Source organism: Bradyrhizobium sp. 61 (assembly GCF_023073075.1).
Lineage (GTDB): Bacteria > Pseudomonadota > Alphaproteobacteria > Rhizobiales > Xanthobacteraceae > Bradyrhizobium > Bradyrhizobium barranii.
Genome location: NZ_JADPIU010000084.1, coordinates 464,869 through 482,247, shown reverse-complemented (window position 1 = coordinate 482,247; position 17,379 = coordinate 464,869). Strand labels below are relative to the sequence as shown.

The following is a 17,379-nucleotide window of genomic DNA, read 5'->3' as shown; positions in this document are numbered from 1 at the left end:
CCCGACATCGTCATCCGTCGAGCCCGAGAGTCTTGAGGCCTTCGTTGAGCTGGCGCAGCCGCGCGGCGTCGTTGGCAACCGCCTGTCGGGCGTCGGTCGAAGCGCCCATTGCCTTGTCACGATCGCCCATCACGAGATAGGCGCGCACCAGGCGCAGCCAACCCTCGACATCATCGCCGTTCTGCTTCAGCCGGGTGGCCAGGCGTTCGACCATGCCGCGCACCATCGCGTTGCGATCGCCCTCGTTCATGTCCTTGGAGGCTGCAATCGTCTCGTCCGACAGCGCCGGCATCGTAGCGCCACCGCCGCCGACCCGCGCCAGCGAGGTCTGCACCAGAGGACGCCACGGCGCATCCGCCGGCGCTTTCGCCAGCAGTGAGCGCCAGATGTTGGCGGCATCGTCCTTGCGGCCATCCTGCTCGGCGGCAAGCCCGAGGAAATAGTTCGCCTTGGGATCGTCCGCGTTCAGGCCACGCGCGCGCTCGAATTCGGTCTTGGCCTCGGCGGTCACCACACCGCCGGCAGCAGCCGCGATCGCCTCGCCGAGATCGGCCCGGCGCTCCGAACTCTCGCCATTGTAGGTGAGCGAGTTGCGATAGGCGCGCACCGCATCGTCGAAGCGGCCGAGCCGCACCAGCACCGGCGCGAGCACGTTCCAGCCGCGCCCGTCGGTCGGATTCTTTTCCAGATGCTGCTCGACCTGCACGACGAGATTCTCGAGCGCCATGCCGGACCCGGCCCCGCGCTCCCGCTGCGCCAGGGGAAAGTCCTGGAGCCTGGGCGAGCCGAGCGGCATGTAGACGCCAATCGCAATGAGCGGCAGGCCGGCAAGCGCCAGCACAGCCGCCGCGCGGCGCCATTTGAGGCTCGATGTCGGTTCCGATGCAGGCTCGCTCCCGGCCGCGGCAAGCAGCCTGCGGCTGATCTCGACACGTGCGGCCTCGGCTTCCGGCGCGGCGATCAGTCCTGCGGCGAGATCACGCTCGATCTCGGCCAGCTGGTCCTTGTAGACCGCGACCTCGCTCCCCTGATTTTGCGCGCGTCCGCTACGGCCGAGCGGCAGAAGCACGGCGAAAATCGCCGCGACCGTCATCAGCGCGAACACGAACCATAGCGTCATCTGGCAAGCTTCCGGCGGCGCGCGAACCGCGCCGATAGGTGGCTTTACACCACGGCCGGACGATGCGGCAATTGACAATTGTCAATTCGGCGCGACCGCACACAGTCCCGAAACTGTGAAAATCCAACGGCTTAACCGATCTCGAAGTCCGCGCTTTGAGCGGCGTCCTCGCCGTGCCCGTTGAAGGCCCTCAGGAAGTATGTTCCCGGCTCGATTGCTTCAGGCAATTTGATGCGCAACGCCCCGACGGGAACGGGCGATGCAACCCTGGTGACGGTCTCAGGCAGTTGCCGGCCGCTTGCCTTCTCGATCAGCACCACCTTCGCGCCAACCATCAGCCTCTGATACTTGGCGACAATGACGCGGTTTTCAATTTCGATGGAGCTGATAAGGGGTTTCATGCGCCCACAGATAGAAATTCCAAAAATTTGCACGGCGACCGTAGGGCCCGCCACCGGCACCGTCAACCACAAATTGTGATCACAAAAAAATGCGCTTGATCAGCTTGCCCGCGACGATTTGCGCTCGCCCGTGGCCGCGTTCTCCGCGGCGCGGCTCATCAGCGACGCGTAATCATCGCCGAACAGCACCTGGCAGAAGCGGATCGCGGCCTGCACCTGCTGCTGCCGATAGGTGCGGACCTTGTGATCGGCCGCTCGCAGCGACTGCACCAACTGCTCGGTCGAGCGTTCGACATATTGCTGGAGATCGGAATAGGTGCGCAGCGTCACCTCGTTGATCGCAAGCTCGCTCGCGTAGTTGCGGCAGGTCGCGACGAAATCGATCAGCGCCGCGGTTTCCTCGACCTCGGTGCTGTCGATCCGCGCCCCCGGCGGAATATCCTTCTCGGCGCGCTGGCGCAGGATGCGGCGAACGCGGCCGGGAACGCTGTCGATCTCCGATTGCAGCGCATTGGAGATGTCGGCCCGGATCGAGGTCAGCTGCTTGCCCCAGACGGAATCGTTGCGCAGATCGAGCTCCGTGCGAAGACCGCGCACGCCGTCATGCAGCGCCTTGAGATTGTCGGCGACGTTCTCGAAATGGCCGCGCTTGATGTCCATGCGCAGGATCGCGGCAACGCAGGACAAATCATGCAAAGCGATCGTGACGGCCACGCCGTAGGGCGTCGCCGCGACGCGGATCTCGTCGTCGGACGCGGCAATCTTGATGGCGAGGCGGATGATCTGCCACGGCGCGGTCATCCGCTGCACGACCATCGACAGCGCGAAGGGCAGCATCTGCGGCGTCTGGAGCGCGGGGATGTTGAGCGTGGACGTCACTGACGCGATCTGGGCTTCGCCGAAGGCACGCAGGAAGCGCGGCAGCTTCTCGTTCAGCGTAGCGATGGCCTCCCGGACCTGAAGCACCGCTCCGATCGAATAGAGGTCCTCGATCACGTTAGGCGGGCCGACGCGGGCGAGCGCGCGCGACTTGTCGCCGCCGCCGGGACCCGTCAGCCCGAAGATGGCATCCGCGGCCACGGCCTGGAGCTTCGCGGCGAGGGCTTCGACCTGCCCTGCACTGTCTGAAGCCGGCATGCGCGCCAGCGCCGCCTCGAATTCGTTGACCTTGTCGGGGGCGCCATCGCGACCGAGCCATTGCCAGATCGGATGCAGCGAGGAGCGACGGATCTGGCCGACCCTGACAGGGGCGCCCGTCTCGACCAGGAACGGTTCCAGCACCTGGAACAACAGCCGCGACAGATCGTCCGTGCGCGGCGGCGCAGCCTCGTCGACTTCGGTCTTGCGAACGATCTTGCGCAGCTGCTCGAGCACGAGGGTCGCCACCGCCGTGTCCTGGCCACGCTCGAGCGCGCGCTCGAACTCCCGCATCAGCAGCGCCTGCGACTGCGGCGGGAGCTGCGCGAGATATTCCCTCAGCCGCTCGATCGATGTCTGGCTCATGCGCCCGGGTGATGCACGATAAAATGGCAGACGTAGGATGCGTCCTGCGCGATCATAGATGGGGCCCACTTAAGAAGCCGTTTAGGAAGTCGCTCCGAAATAGCTCCGGTTTCGTCCGGATCGGTACCGGACCAGCCAAATAGTCGTGCCGGAACAAAGGATTATATTCCGGGGAGGACCAGCTCCGCCCGCAGGCCACCGGTCGGGGCGCCCGCGAGCGAGAGGCTGCCGCCATAGAGCGCGGCGAGGTCGGTCACGATGGACAGGCCGAGCCCCGAGCCGGGCTTGGACTCGTCGAGCCGCTGGCCGCGCCGGGAGACCTGGGCGCGCTCGGCCTCCGACAGGCCGCGGCCATCGTCGTCGACGATGATCCGCAGGCGCGGGCCGGTGCCCGTCTGGTGCGGCACTTCCACCAGAACCTCGATGAAGACCTGCGAGGCCGCCCATTTGCAGGCATTGTCGACGAGATTGCCGACCATCTCCTCCAGATCTTGCCGCTCGCCGCGAAACTTTGCGGACGGATCGGCCTTGGCCTCGACCAGTATCCCGCGATCGCGATGGATCTTCTCCATGGTCCGCCGCAGCGCCTCGATGACGGGTGCGACCTCCGTCACGGTCGCGACCACCGAGACGCGTGCCGCGATGCGCGCGCGCTCCAGATGATGGGCGAGCTGGTCGCGCATCACGTCCGCCTGCTCCATCACCTTGGCTGCGAACGGCTCGGTGGCGTGCGTGCCGGCCTCATTCACGATCACCGAGAGCGGCGTCTTGATCGCATGGGCGAGATTGCCGACATGGGTGCGCGCGCGCTCGACGATCTCGCGATTGGCATCGATCAGCGCGTTGGTCTCGCGCGCCAACGGCGCGATCTCGACCGGGAATTCACCTTCGAGCCGCTCCGCCCGCCCCGAGCGGATGTCGGCGATAGATTCCGAGATGCGCTTGAGCGGCGCAAGACCGAACCTCACCTGGAACACCGTGGTCAGCAGCAGCACGATGCCGAGCGCGGTGAAGGTGCCGCCGAGGTAGTAGTCGAAGCTCCGCGTCTCGTCGAAAATCTCGGTGTCGTCACCGGCGACGCTGACCAGATATTTGCCGTCCGCGCCGAGATCGACCGGCCGCTCCACCATGCGCAGGTTCTGTCCCTCGGGCCCGTCGACATAGGCGAGGCGAATGCCGGCGGCGGTGAGCTCGGTGCCCTGCTCCTCCAGCTTCGGCAGCTTCTTGTCCCAGAGCGAGCGCGAGGAGCGCACCTCCGGCTTTTCGGTATCGGTCCGCGTGATCTGCCAGTACCAGCCCGACAGCGGCAGCTCGAACAGGGGCTCGCCGAGCGACTGGAACTGACGGTCCGGCGGCTCGTCGGGGGTCGCGACCTCGGCGATGAGGGTGCGCAGATAGAGATTGAGCCGGCGGTCGAAGGCGCGCTCGGTGGCGTTCTTGTAGACCGACGACAGCACCACCCCGGTGATGGCCAGGATCACCACGAGCCACGCCGTCGCCGATAGGAACAGGCGGTTGGCAAGCGAGCTAGCGGCCATCGGAAGGATCCCGGCAGGCGCAGGGGGGCGGGGCGTCGGACGTCATGACCGGACCAAGGCCCCTGTTCGGCCGGCCGTCAAGTCCTGACGCCTCAAGCGCCGGGAGCAGGCGGCGGGGTCAGGAGATAGCCGAGGCCGCGGACGGTCTGGATGATGTCGACGTCGAGCTTCTTGCGGATGCGGCCGACGAAAACCTCGATGGTGTTGGAGTCGCGGTCGAAGTCCTGGTCGTAGAGGTGCTCGACCAGCTCGGTGCGGGATACGACGCGCCCCGAATGGTGCATCAGGTAGGCCAGAAGCCGATATTCGTGCGAGGTCATCTTGACGGGATTGCCGGAAACGCTGACCCGCCCGGTCCTGGTGTCGAGCGTGACGGGGCCGCAACTCAATTCGCTCTGGGCATGGCCGGTGGAGCGGCGCAGCAGCGCGCGGATGCGCGCCAGCACCTCCTCGAGATGGAACGGCTTCGGCACGTAATCGTCGGCGCCAGCATCGAACCCCTGGACCTTGTCGCTCCAGCGGTCGCGCGCGGTGAGGATCAGGACCGGCATGGTGCGGCCGTTACGGCGCCAGGCTTCCAGCACCGAGATGCCGTCCTTCTTCGGCAGGCCGATGTCGAGCACAACGGCATCGTAGGGCTCATTATCGCCGAGATAATGCCCCTCCTCGCCGTCGAAGGCACGATCGACGACGTAGCCGGCGTCGGTCAGCGCCTTGGTGAGCTGCCGATTGAGATCGGGGTCGTCCTCAACAACAAGCAGGCGCACGCTTCTCTCCAGAAATAGACTGCACAATCGATCGCCAGAGATGAGCAATTCCGGCGTGAACTGAATATGAACACGGGGAACCGGCCGCGTTACTTTTTGGTCATATAGAGCTTCTCAAGCGCCGACGCGACGGCGCCCGCCAGGCAGCCACCGGACGAGCCGGCGGGCGTGGCGGGCGCAATGTGCCGCGTTACGCGGCGAGTCGGAAGGTCCGAACCGTCCCCTCGATCGGCCGTCAGGTCCGGAAGAACACGAACCAGATGACGGCAAGGATCAGGACCGCGAGCCCGGTCGAGATGGTAAGCAGGGCCGCCACTGACGGCCCGGGCTCGCCCTGACGCGCCTCGGTGGCGGTTTCGACGATCTGATCGTGCTCTCGCGTGGCTGCCATAATGCCCTCAATCTCTGGATGTCGGCTGCGGTGGCCGCGCCCCCCTCGCGGCCTGATGTCTTGAGCCAACGCGTGATTGGATATGATGTTCCGGTTTTTGCCGCTGCATCGGGCTGCAACCGCGCGCCGGGCGGCCGGTTAACGCAGTTGCAAGATTCCGCAATCCGCCTTGCTATGATTCGTTGTTCCCCGATGGTATCCTCGTCCTCTGTCCCCGTTGCGTTTGGAGTAGCCCATGGCCCCCCGCGCCAATTGGAAGGGTTTTCTGCGTCTGTCGCTCGTGACCTGCCCGGTCGCGCTGTATCCGGCCACTTCGGATACCGAGAAGGTCTCGTTCAACCAGATCAACCGCAAGACCGGCCACCGGATCAAGTACCTCAAGGTCGACGCCGAGACCGGCGACGAGGTGACCTCCGAGGACATCGTCAAGGGCTACAAGGTCGACACCGACACCTATATCGAGGTCACCAAGGACGAGCTCGACGACATCGCGCTGGACTCCACGCACACGATCGAGATCGACGAGTTCGTGCCGAAGACCGATATCGACAGCCGCTATTTGATCCGCCCCTATTATCTCGTGCCTGACGGCAAGGTCGGCCACGACGCCTTCGCGGTGATCCGCGAGACCATCCGCACCATGGACAAGGTCGCGATCGGTCGCGTCGTGCTGACCAACCGCGAGCACATCATCGCGCTGGAGCCGCTCGAGAGCGGCCTGATGGGCACGCTGCTGCGCTATCCCTACGAGGTCCGCAGTGAGAAGGAATATTTCGACGACATCCAGGACGTGAAGCTGACCAGGGACATGCTCGACCTCGCCAAGCACATCGTCGAGAAGAAGTCCGGCGCGTTCGAGCCCGAGCTGTTCGAGGACCATTACGAGACGGCGCTGATCGACCTCATCAACAAGAAGCGCAGCGGTGCACCGATCGCGGCGAAGGCCGCGCCGAAGACCGGCGGCAACGTCATCAACCTGATGGACGCGCTGAAGAAGAGCATCGCCAGCGAGAAGGACATGGCGCCTGCGGCCAAGGCCGCCAAGGAGGCCGTCAGGGAGACCGTCAGGGGCAAGAAGCCGAAGAAGCGCGTCGAGGGCCAGCGCGAGATGCTGCTGCCGATCGCCGGCAAGGGCGGCAAGACAGCAGCAGCCAAGGAAGCGCCGCCCAAGAAGGCCGACAAGCCGGTGCGCGCGCCGGCGCGGGCGAAGAAGGCCGGTTAGACGCAATCCGCGTCTGCGATCGCGCCGTGATGTCTCCCCTCGCCGATCGGCCGGCCTGACATGCCCTGGTCGACGGCGTTCGACGATCCCGTTCGCGTAAGTCACAAGCGCAAGCTGCTGACGCTGCAAGACGCGGCGGACTACATCATGCAGCTGCCTGAGGACGCACAGCACGAGGTGCACTGGCAGACCGCCATCGAGACCTTGATCAACGCAGCCGAGACAGGCGGCGGCTGGGTAATGTTCGCCCGCATCGCGATGTTGCGGGCGCTGAATGCGGACGGCCGCGGCCGATGAGAGCCTTGGTTGTCATCCCTGGCAGGCATCTGTGCCGACCGTGACGAACAGGCTCAACAAACCGTTAATCGGCGCCCTCGTGTCCAGCACGACAGGGTATTCCTACGGGCGACAAAATTAACCGTTGGTTCCCCTTATGCGCAGCATGGTTCCGGCTCCGATCGAGCCAAGGTTCGCGTGCCCCCGTGCAGCAGGACGTCAGAAAGAACTACATCAGCATCGTGAACGACGCGCCTGAGCACCAGCAGGCGGCGAGCACGGCGCCGCGGCCGCAGCCGGGCACGATGAAGGACTTCGTCGGCCGTCTCGCGACCGTGCTGAAGCGCCGCCTCCCCGCTGCACCAGGCCCGACCATCACGCCCTGACAGGCGCACCGGCTTCCGCGTGTCCTTGCGGGGGGCTGTCGATTTGAATCCATTTGGATGGATCGATGGAACCTTAATTTAATGGATGCCATCGTATGTGACGGAGGCGCGACCGCCCGGGCTTCATTCTTCCGCCGCGCAGAAAAATCTATTCGATCTATTTACCAGTCCGAAAACGACGCTGCCACACATTGGATCGGATGAAGAGGAGTTGGCAATGACTTTGCTTAGGTCTTTCCTTGCCGATGAGACTGGCGCAACCGCCATCGAATACGGCCTGATTGCCGCCGGCATTGCGCTGGCGATCGTGACCGTCGTGAACAACACGGGCAGCCAGCTCCTCAACAACAAGTTCAACTCGATCAGTTCGTCGCTGAAGTGACGGCCGCCTCGTAACGGCCGCCCTGGCCTGAGGCGACGTCCCTGCACGCGCCGACTCCGGCGCGTCCGTCGACGCACGCTCCCTCCCCGATCTCGTCATTGCGAGCGATAGCGAAGCAATCCAGAGGCCTCCCGCAGAGGAATTCTGGATTACCTCGCTGCGATCGCAATAGCGGTGCGTGGCCCGTAACGCACTCAAAATCGTGTCCCGGACGCGACGCAACGTCCTTCAAGCAACCACATCCTCGCGCTCCCGCGCTTTGACGGCCTTTTGAGTCCTGATAGTCTTCGGCCCGGCGTGGTTCGACGGGCCATGCGCAATCATTGGACCAGAGCGATTTGAAGGATGCGGATGAGAAGCGTGACGCTCTTGGCTCTCAGCCTCATGTTTGTCGGCGCCTGGTCGCACGACAGCGCGAAAGGACAGACTTCGGTCGCGCCTCCGGTTTCGCTTGCTCCGCCCAGTGCATCGCCGCCACGCGCGAGCGCCAAAACTTCCAGAACTCCGCCGGCGACATCCGGCAGGGAGGCTTCGCCCCCTGTGATCGGCGGGCCTCCGCCGATGCCTAATCCGGCCGCCGACTACGACGGCTTCAGCGTAGGCACCGTCGACGACAATGACGCCTCAAGCCAGGTGACGCCGCCCGTGAGGTCACGCGCAGCAAAGGGCGCCAAGTCCAATTCCGCGTCCAATCCCGATACAAATGGCCTCGGCGGCCAGTCATCGGTCGATCAGGAAGACGAGGCGCTGAAACGAAAGCTGACGATCTGCAAAAACTGCAAATAGGACGTTTGTAGCCCGGATTGCGCTTCCGCCTTCGCTCTTCGAGCTACGGCGGACAAGTCGCTCTATCCAGGCTACGGCAGCTCGCTGCATGGCTGACCTACCGCGACCGTCGCCCACCCGTGCTTTACCCTCCTGTAAATTCCTGATCCTCTCTCCCCAATCGGCCGGAGCAACCGGCCAAGCCTGAGGAGAGAGACGCCATGAAGCTCGGCACCGCCATTGCGGAAATCATGAAGCGCGAGGGGATCGAAATCCTCTGCGGCTATCCGGTCAACCATCTGATCGAGCACGCGGCCAAGGCCGAGATCCGGCCCGTGATGGTGCGGCAGGAACGCGTCGGGGTGCATATGGCGGACGCGATCTCGCGGGTGACGTCGGGGCGTTCGATCGGCGCGTTCTGCATGCAGCATGGGCCCGGCGCCGAGAACGCGATGGGTGGCGTTGCGCAATGCTACGGCGAATCCGTGCCCGTGCTGGTGCTGCCGATGGGCTATCAGCGCCGGCTCGCGCATATCGAGCCGAACTTCAATTCCAGCGAGGCGATGAAGCCGTTTTCGAAATCGTCCGAGCCGATCATTTTAGCGTCCGAGGTCACCAACATTTTTCGCCGTGCCTTCACCAAGCTCAAGAACGGCCGCGGTGGGCCCGTCATTGTCGAGATCCCCGCCGACATGTGGAACGAGGAGGTGCCGGAGCCGCTGAACTACACGCCGGTGCTGCGCACGCGCTACGGCGCCGATCCTGTTCATGTGAAGGAGGCGGCAGCCCTGCTCGTCAACGCGAAGCGCGCCGTGATCTATGCCGGCCAGGGCGTGCACTACGCGCAGGCCTGGCCGCAACTGAAGCGGCTCGCCGAGCGGCTCGCCATTCCCGTCACCACCAGCTTAGGGGGCAAATCATCGTTCCCGGAAACGCATCCGCTGTCGCTCGGCTCGGGCGGCCTCGCGGTGCCGCGCGCGGTCCCGAAATTCCTCGCTGAGGCCGACGTCATCTTCGGCATCGGTTGTTCCTTCACCGAGACCAGCTTTGGCATCGCGATGCCCAAGGGCAAGACCATCATCCACTCCACGCTCGATCCGAACCATCTGAACAAGGATGTGGAAGCCAAGGTTGGCCTCGTCGGCGATGCCGGCCTCGTGCTCGATGCTCTGCTGGAGGAGATCGGCAAGACCGTCACGGCGGATCGCGACGCATCAGCGGTCGCGGCCGAGATCGCCGCTTCGCACAAGGAGTGGCTGGCGAAATGGATGCCAAAACTCACCAGCAATGACGCACCGCTCAGCCCCTATCGCGTGCTCTGGGACCTCCAGCACACCGTCGACGTCAGCAACACCATCATCACCCATGATGCCGGTAGCCCGCGCGACCAGCTCTCGCCGTTCTGGAAGGCGGTCGAGCCCCTCACCTATCTCGGCTGGGGCAAGACGACGCAGCTCGGCTACGGCCTTGGGCTCGCGATGGGCGCAAAACTCGCAAAGCCCGACAAGCTCTGCATCAATGTCTGGGGCGACGCCGCCATCGGGTTCACCGGTATGGATTTCGAGACCGCGGTGCGCGAGCGCATCCCGATCATGTCGATCCTGCTCAACAATTTCTCGATGGCGATCGAGTTGAAGGTGATGCCGATCTCGACCGAGAAATATCGCTCGACCGACATTTCCGGCGACTATGCCGCGATGGCGCGCGCCTTTGGCGGTCATGGCGAGCGGGTGACGAGGCCGGAGGACATCATCCCCGCGATCAAGCGCGGCATCCAGAAGACGAAGGAAGGCGTGCCGGTGCTGCTGGAGTTCATCACCAGCAAGGAGACCGAGGTGTCGCGGCCAGGGACTTGAGGCGGCCACAAGGCTGTGGGCGCTGGCTCCGGCCGCAGGAGATGTGATAATCGGGCTTGGTACCGCGTACGTCGCGGCGCTTAGCCGGATTATCAATGACCGCGCCTCCCCAGGACAAGGCCGCCGAGCTCGAACGGCAATTGCGATCCCAAGCGGCCGAGAATGCCCGCCTGCAGGCCGAGCTTGCCATTGCGCGCGACCGCCAGAACGCCAGCATGGAGATCCTGCGCACCATCGCCAACTCCTCGGGCGATGCTGAGGGCTCGCTGCAACAGATCGCGGAAGCGACCATGCATCTGTTCGGCGCGCCGAGCGCCACCATTCACATTGCGGAAGGCGACGGGTGGTCCAGGGTGATCCGGGTCGGTGACAGCTCCATGCGCGTCGGCGCCGGCGTGCCGCTCGCCCAGCTCAAGATCGGCGGCCGCAACATGCCCGGCACCATCGTGGCCGAGAACCGGCAGGTTCATGTCCCCGATCTCGACAATGTCGATCCGGCCATCGCCGACTGGCCCGGCATGCCTCACGCTCGCGCCGCCGGCACGCGTTCGATGTCCGGCTCGCCGCTGCGGCTTGAAGGCAAGGCGATCGGCGCGCTGATCGTCTACCGCGACCGCCTCGCGCCCTTCACCGATGACGAGATGGCGCTGCAACAGAGCTTTGCCGACCAGGCCGCGATCGCGATCGAGAACGCGCGCCTGTTCAACGAGACGCGGGAATCACTGGAACGGCAGACCGCGACCGCCGACATTCTGAAAGTGCTGGCGAGTTCGCCCTCCGACGTGCAGCCGGTGTTCGACGCCGTCGCCGCCAACGCCAACCGGCTGATTGGCGGCTTCTCCACCGCGGTGCTGCGCTATGTCGACGGCGCCGCGCACCTCGTGGCATTCACGCCGGGCGATCCGGCCGGCGATCGCGTGCTCCAGGCCTCGTTCCCGGTGCCGTTCGCGCAGTTCCCGGCGTACCAGCTCACGGCCCATGGTGAATCGGCGCAGCTGCCGGATACCGAGCTCGAGCCGGCGGCACGCGACATCGCGCGCGCCCGCGGCTTTCGCAGCATGCTGTTCACACCGCTGATGAGCGAGGGCGAGGCCAAAGGCGTCATCATCGCCACGCGGCGGACGACCGGCGCATTCGCCGAGCATCATGTGCGGCTGCTGCAGACCTTCGCCGACCAGGCGGTGATCGCGGTCAAGAATGTCAGCCTGTTCAACGCCACCCGGGAAGCACTGGAACGGCAGACCGCGACCGCCGACATCCTCAAGGTGATCGCGGCCTCGCCGGCGGACGTCACGCCGGTGTTCCAGGCCATCTCCGACAGTGCCAAGGCGCTGGTCGGCGGACATTCCTCCACCGTCACCCGCGTCATCAACGGCATGCTGCATCTGGCCGCGTTCACTACTGACAACGAGGCCGGCAACGCGGAGCTGCGTAGCTCGTTCCCAGCGCCGCTTGCGGCATCGGGCATTCACAGTCGGGTGGCGACGAGTGGTGAATACGCCTTCCGCAGCGACATGCAGAACGAGCCCGACCTCACGGAGGCGATGCGGGAGCTGGCGCGGACGCGAGGCTATCGCAGCATTCTCGTGATTCCGATGCTGCGCGACGGCATTGCGATCGGAACCATCGGCGTGACGCGCCGCGAGGCCGGCCCTTTCCCGGACAAGGCGATCAGCCTGCTCAAGACCTTTGCCGACCAGGCCGTGATCGCGGTCGAGAACACCCGCCTGTTCAACGAGGTGCAGGACCGCACGCGGGAGCTCGCCAGATCGCTCGACGATTTGCGCGCGGCGCAAGACCGTCTGGTCCAGACCGAAAAGCTGGCCTCGCTCGGCCAGCTCACCGCCGGCATCGCGCACGAGATCAAGAACCCGCTCAACTTCGTCAACAATTTCGCCTCGCTCTCGGCCGAGCTGACCGACGAGCTGAACGAGGTGCTTGCGCCCGTCCCGCTCGCCGACGATCTGCGCGCGGAGGTCGACGAGCTGACGGGGCTGCTGAGGGACAATCTTGGAAAGGTCGTGCAGCACGGAAGGCGCGCCGATTCCATCGTCAAGAACATGCTGCTGCATTCGCGCGAGGGCGGCGGCGAGCATCGGCTCAGCGACATCAACGCGCTGGTCGAGGAGAGTCTCAACCTCGCCTATCACGGCGCGCGTGCCGAGAAGCCGCTCTTCGACGTGACGCTGAAGAGCGAGCTGGACCCGGCGGCGGGTTCGGCCGAGGTGTTTCCGCAGGAGATATCCCGGGTGCTCTTGAACCTGATCTCGAACGGCTTCTATGCGGTGACCCGGCGCCAGATGGGCAGCGGCGCCGGTTACGTGCCGGTGGTGATCGCCGCGACCCGCGACCGCGGCGACAGCATCGAGATCCGCATCCGCGACAACGGCACCGGCATTCCGGAAGACGTGAAGGCGAAGATGTTCAATCCGTTCTTCACGACCAAGCCGGCCGGCGAAGGTACCGGTCTCGGGCTGTCGATGAGCCACGACATCATCGTGAAGCAGCACGGCGGCACGATCGACGTCGCGACAGAGCCCGGCGCGTTCACCGAGTTTACGATCCTGCTGCCTCGAAAGAGCAGCTTTCCGGACCCGACCAGAGGATAGCGTCGCTCGCGAGGTGGTTTCATGAATCCAGTGCGGCTCATTCGGCGACAATTGCTGTCGCTGTCCGGCGTCGGCCTCACGCTGGGTGCGCTGTTCTTCGCGGCCGCGCTGACGCCGACGCTGATCCCGCGCAGCTATCTCACGCAAGGCGCCCTCGCCGGCGGCTGCTTTGCGATCGGCTATTTCACCGGAATCCTGTGGCGCCGGCTGTGGCACTATCTCGAACTGCCCGAACCTTCGGCGCGCGCAAGATCAATTGCGAATGCACTGGCCGCAGCCGTCTGCTTGCTCGTCGTCATCGTCTTCCTGTGGCGCACGGCCGAATGGCAGAACTCGATCCGCGCCGTGATGAAGATGGCGCCGTTGGAGACCGCCCATCCGCTCAAGGTCTGCGTCATCGCCCTGATCACGTTCGTCGTGCTGCTGGCGCTGGGGCGGCTGTTCGCGCTTGTCGCCCGCTTTCTCGCCGCGCGCACACGACGCCTCGTTCCGCGGAAGGTCGCGAACGTGATCGGCGTGCTCATCGCAGCCCTGCTGTTCTGGTCGATCGCCAGCAATGTCCTGATCCGCACGGCGTTCAACGCACTCGATTCGTCCTTCCGCGAACTCGATGTTCTGTTCGAGCCGGAGCGGCCGCAGCCGACCGCAGCCGACCGGACGGGAAGCCCGGCATCGCTGGTGAAATGGACGGAGCTCGGGCGCATGGGGCGCCGGTTCATCGCCTCAAGCCCGACCGCAGCCGAGATCAGCGCCGTCACGGAAAGGCCCGCGCAGAATCCCGTGCGCGTCTATGTGGGGCTCGGCAGCCGCAACACCGCGCAAGCGCGCGCCAGGCTCGCGCTCGAGGAGCTCAAGCGCCAGCACGGCTTCGACCGCAAAATCCTGATCGTCATCACGCCGACCGGCACCGGCTGGATCGATCCGGCCGCGATGGATACGGTCGAATATCTCCACCATGGCGATGTCGCGAGCGTCGCGATGCAGTACTCCTATCTCAACAGCCCGCTGTCGCTGCTGTTTCAGCCCGAATACGGCGCCGAGGCGTCGCGCGCGTTATTCGCGGAGATCTACGGCTACTGGACGACGCTGCCGAAGGACAAGCGGCCGATGCTGTATTTGCACGGACTGAGCCTCGGCGCCATGAACTCGGAGAAATCCGCGGAGCTGTTCGAGACGATCGGGGATCCCATTGGCGGCGCGCTATGGAGCGGGGCGCCATTTGAGAGCCGCATCTGGCGCTCGGTCACCGCGAACCGCAATCCGGGATCGCCGGCCTGGCTCCCGGAATTCCGCGACGGCCGCCTCGTCCGCTTCATGAACCAGAACGGGCCGACGGTGCCGGCGGATAGGCCCTGGGGGCCGATGCGCGTCGTTTATCTGCAATATGCCAGCGACGCGATCACCTTCTTCGCCTACCGCGACGCCTATCGGGCGCCGGACTGGATGAACGCGCCGCGCGGGCCGGACGTGTCACCGGAGCTGCGATGGTATCCTGTCGTGACGATGCTGCAGCTCGCCCTCGACATGGCGGTCGCGACCGCGACGCCGATGGGCTTTGGCCATGTCTACGCGCCCGAGCATTACGTCGATGCCTGGGTTGCGGTGACAGATGTGAATGATTGGTCCGCCGAAGCACTCGCGAAGCTCAAGGAACAGCTCGCGGCGAAGGCGCGAAAGACGAACGCAAGTGATGCCGACGACGATCCCGATCGCGGCGGCTAACCCCTACTCCGCCATCTCCACCTGCTGCGTGACGGAGGGGCCGGCGAGTGGCCGCTCCTCCATCATGATCAGGCAGAGCGCGGCGGTGGTCATCAGCGCGGTGGCGGCGCCGAAGACGTAGCGGAAGGCGTGGCGCATGTCGTCGGAGGGAATTGCGATGGCACCCGCGGCGTGATGCTCGCCGGCCAGCGGAACGTCGGTGCCGAGCGCGATCAGCAGGATCGCCGCGAACGCTGCGACCGTGAACGAGGACATCAGCGAGCGGAAGAAGTTCATCGCGCCGGTGATGGTGCCGACTTGCGGGCGCGCGACCGAATTCTGCAGCGAGACCACGCAGACCGGAAATGTCGTGCCGAGGCCGAGCGCAAAGGCGGCCATCAGCATCAGCAAGCCCCACAGCGGCAAGGTGGTGACCGTGAGGGCGAGGCCGCACAGCGCGGCCCAGGACGTGCCGATGATGGCAACGCGCTTGTAGTGTTTTGCGCGCGCCATGGTGCGGCCGGCAATCGCCGCGCCGCAGGTCGAGACCGCCGCGAGCGGAATCAGCGCAAGGCCCGCCTCGCTGGCGCTGAGATGGTAGACCGACTCGTAGTAGAGCGGCAGCTGCACGGTGAGGCCCGTGATCGCACCGAGCCCGCAGCCCCCGGCTGTCATGGCGAAAGGCGCCACCGAACCCGTCAATAGCTTCAACGGCAGGAACGGCTCGTCGGCCCGCCGCGCGTGCCAGACGAAGGTGACCGCGAGCGCGACGGCGCCGCCCACCATCGCAAGCACCGTCGGCGAGAGCCAGGGATAGCGCGTGCCGCCCCAGGTCAGCACCAGCATGAAGACGACCGCAGAGGCCATCAGCAGCACGCCGCCGAGCCAGTCGACCTTGCGCTTGCGGTGGAACACCGGGATCTTCTTCATCTTCGGCAGCAGCATCGCGATGGCGGCGGCCGCGAGCGGCAGATTGATCCAGAAGATCATCGACCAGTGCAGATGCTCGGCGAACACGCCGCCGATGACCGGGCCCAAAATGCCGCCGACCATCCAGACGCTGGAGAAATAGGCCTGGTACTGGCCGCGCTCGCGCGGGGAGACGACGTCGGAGATCACGGTCTGCACGACCGGCATGATGCCGCCGCCGCCGAGGCCCTGAAGGCCGCGCGCCAGGATCAGCATCGGCATGTTCGGCGCGATCGCGCACAGCACGGAGCCGGCGACGAACAGGCTGAGCGAAATGATGATCATCACGCGGCGGCCGTAGATATCGCTCAGCGTCCCGAACACCGGTGCGACCGCGGTCGAGGCGAGCAGATAGGCGGTGATGACCCAGGAGAGGTTGGAGACGTCGTTAAACTGGCGCCCGATGGTCGGCAGCGCGGTCGCGACGATGGTCTGGTCGAGCGCAGCCAGGAACATCGTCAGCATCAGGCTGATCACGATGGTCCGGACCTCGTCCTGCGACAACGGCGCCGGCGGCGCGAGCGAAGGCGCGTCGTCGACGCTCAAGACCTCGCTGGGAAGGCGGGACAGCTCTTCGGCAATGTCGTCAGGCAAAGCCTGAATGTCGGCAGAACTGCTCTGCCGGTCGAACTTGTTCATCTCGATCGGAAGCCGTGAGGAGGCGCAAACGCCGCGGAGGATTCGTTCTATGCAGGCAATGTAGAGAGGAAAGTTCTTCTCAGGCAGGCACCGCGGCGCATGGGTGCATCCCGCCGCGGGGTCATCGCGATGACGTGATTCGACGTCGCAGGCGGGTCAGTCCTTCGGACGTCGCTTCAGGCGTGCCCGTTTCGGCAGCTGCGCCGGCCATTGCACGATGTGGTCCTCGAGCTCCTCGTCCAGGATCTCCTCCTCGCTGCCCTCGACCCGGCCGCGGACGGAGACGCCGGCTTCATGAACGGTGTTGGGATCGCCCGAGACCAGCGGATGCCACCAATAGAGGTCGCGCCCTTCGGCGACCAGCTTGTAGCCGCAGCTCGGCGGCAGCCAGTTCAGGGTGCGGACATTGGCCGGGGTCAGGCGGACGCAATCGGGAACCTTGGCGGAGCGATTCGGATAGTCTTTGCAGCCGCAGGTCCCGGCATCGAGCAGCTTGCAGCCGACATGGGTGAAATAGATATCGCCGGTATCCTCGTCCTCGAGCTTGTTCAGGCAGCAGCGGCCGCAGCCGTCGCACAGGCTCTCCCATTCGGCCGTCGACAGCTCTTCCAACGTCTTGGTTTTCCAGAAGAATCCTTCCTGGCCTGAAGGTCGTTTGGGAGCTGCGGTCATGCGCCTCAACAAGGGTTCGAAAGAGCTACGGCTCGTTCATCTACGGCGTGCGGCCGGGACGCTGCAAGCAACGCCCAATTGAGGCCCGTAATGAACCGGGGTCAATTAGGCCTGTTGTTCAAAATCGCGAGCCTGACCATTGGTTTATGGGCCCTGCTCGGCTAGAAGGAACAGCAAGTCCC

The 17,379-nt window shown here is 65.1% G+C and carries 15 protein-coding genes and 1 pseudogene; 8 read left to right on the top strand and 8 right to left on the bottom strand.

Translation table 11 applies throughout. The features are described 5' to 3' along the window. Positions 1-10: 10 nt before the first annotated feature. The 6 genes from ccmI to IVB46_RS35660 all read right to left on the bottom strand — a co-directional run bounded on the left by ccmI (position 11) and on the right by IVB46_RS35660 (position 5,720). Complete coding sequence (gene ccmI / locus IVB46_RS35685; protein WP_247308445.1) at positions 11-1,120, bottom strand: c-type cytochrome biogenesis protein CcmI; 1,110 nt, start codon at positions 1,118-1,120, stop codon at positions 11-13. Between the two features lie 131 nt (positions 1,121-1,251). After that, positions 1,252-1,521, bottom strand: a complete 270-nt coding sequence (locus IVB46_RS35680) for a hypothetical protein (protein ID WP_166105927.1) — start codon at positions 1,519-1,521, stop codon at positions 1,252-1,254. A 99-nt stretch (positions 1,522-1,620) separates the two neighbouring features. Then, complete coding sequence (locus IVB46_RS35675) at positions 1,621-3,024, bottom strand: hypothetical protein (protein WP_063984548.1); 1,404 nt, start codon at positions 3,022-3,024, stop codon at positions 1,621-1,623. A 161-nt stretch (positions 3,025-3,185) separates the two neighbouring features. Continuing rightward, positions 3,186-4,562, bottom strand: a complete 1,377-nt coding sequence (locus tag IVB46_RS35670; RefSeq protein WP_247308444.1) for a sensor histidine kinase — start codon at positions 4,560-4,562, stop codon at positions 3,186-3,188. Between the two features lie 92 nt (positions 4,563-4,654). Further along, positions 4,655-5,329, bottom strand: a complete 675-nt coding sequence (locus tag IVB46_RS35665) for a response regulator transcription factor (protein WP_014496705.1) — start codon at positions 5,327-5,329, stop codon at positions 4,655-4,657. Positions 5,330-5,564: 235 nt separating this feature from the next. Further along, positions 5,565-5,720 (bottom strand): hypothetical protein, encoded by a 156-nt coding sequence (locus tag IVB46_RS35660; protein WP_247308443.1) that lies wholly within the window; start codon positions 5,718-5,720, stop codon positions 5,565-5,567. 235 nt (positions 5,721-5,955) lie between these two features. Here IVB46_RS35660 and IVB46_RS35655 point away from each other — a divergent pair, with 235 nt between their 5' ends. The 8 genes and pseudogenes from IVB46_RS35655 (at position 5,956) to IVB46_RS35620 (ending at position 14,938) form a co-directional block, all read left to right on the top strand. Then, entirely contained in the window at positions 5,956-6,942 is a 987-nt protein-coding gene (locus IVB46_RS35655) for a Ku protein (protein ID WP_247308442.1), read from the top strand. A 60-nt stretch (positions 6,943-7,002) separates the two neighbouring features. Further along, positions 7,003-7,239, top strand: coding sequence for a hypothetical protein (locus IVB46_RS35650; protein ID WP_166098405.1), 237 nt, complete (start codon positions 7,003-7,005; stop codon positions 7,237-7,239). 185 nt (positions 7,240-7,424) lie between these two features. Further along, positions 7,425-7,604 carry a hypothetical protein gene (locus IVB46_RS35645; protein ID WP_247308441.1) on the top strand — a complete coding sequence of 60 codons (180 nt, stop codon included), beginning with the start codon at positions 7,425-7,427 and terminating at the stop codon, positions 7,602-7,604. 217 nt (positions 7,605-7,821) lie between these two features. Next, positions 7,822-7,986 carry a Flp family type IVb pilin gene (locus IVB46_RS35640; protein ID WP_014496710.1) on the top strand — a complete coding sequence of 55 codons (165 nt, stop codon included), beginning with the start codon at positions 7,822-7,824 and terminating at the stop codon, positions 7,984-7,986. Positions 7,987-8,337: 351 nt separating this feature from the next. After that, on the top strand, positions 8,338-8,772 hold the full coding sequence (locus IVB46_RS35635; protein ID WP_247308440.1) for a hypothetical protein: 435 nt from the start codon (positions 8,338-8,340) through the stop codon (positions 8,770-8,772). A gap of 191 nt (positions 8,773-8,963) precedes the next feature. Further along, positions 8,964-10,607 (top strand): annotated as a pseudogene (locus IVB46_RS35630) (thiamine pyrophosphate-requiring protein); the annotation flags it as partial. 95 nt (positions 10,608-10,702) lie between these two features. Beyond that, positions 10,703-13,216: a GAF domain-containing protein gene (locus IVB46_RS35625; protein WP_247308434.1), complete on the top strand. Its 2,514-nt coding sequence runs from the start codon at positions 10,703-10,705 to the stop codon at positions 13,214-13,216. Positions 13,217-13,237: 21 nt separating this feature from the next. After that, on the top strand, positions 13,238-14,938 hold the full coding sequence (locus IVB46_RS35620) for an alpha/beta-hydrolase family protein (RefSeq protein WP_247308432.1): 1,701 nt from the start codon (positions 13,238-13,240) through the stop codon (positions 14,936-14,938). Positions 14,939-14,941: 3 nt separating this feature from the next. Here the strand turns inward: IVB46_RS35620 and IVB46_RS35615 are convergent, their stop codons facing one another. Next, complete coding sequence (locus IVB46_RS35615; RefSeq protein ID WP_247308429.1) at positions 14,942-16,525, bottom strand: MDR family MFS transporter; 1,584 nt, start codon at positions 16,523-16,525, stop codon at positions 14,942-14,944. Between the two features lie 156 nt (positions 16,526-16,681). Next, positions 16,682-17,197 (bottom strand): YcgN family cysteine cluster protein, encoded by a 516-nt coding sequence (locus IVB46_RS35610; protein WP_247344619.1) that lies wholly within the window; start codon positions 17,195-17,197, stop codon positions 16,682-16,684. Between the last annotated feature and the right edge of the window lie 182 nt (positions 17,198-17,379).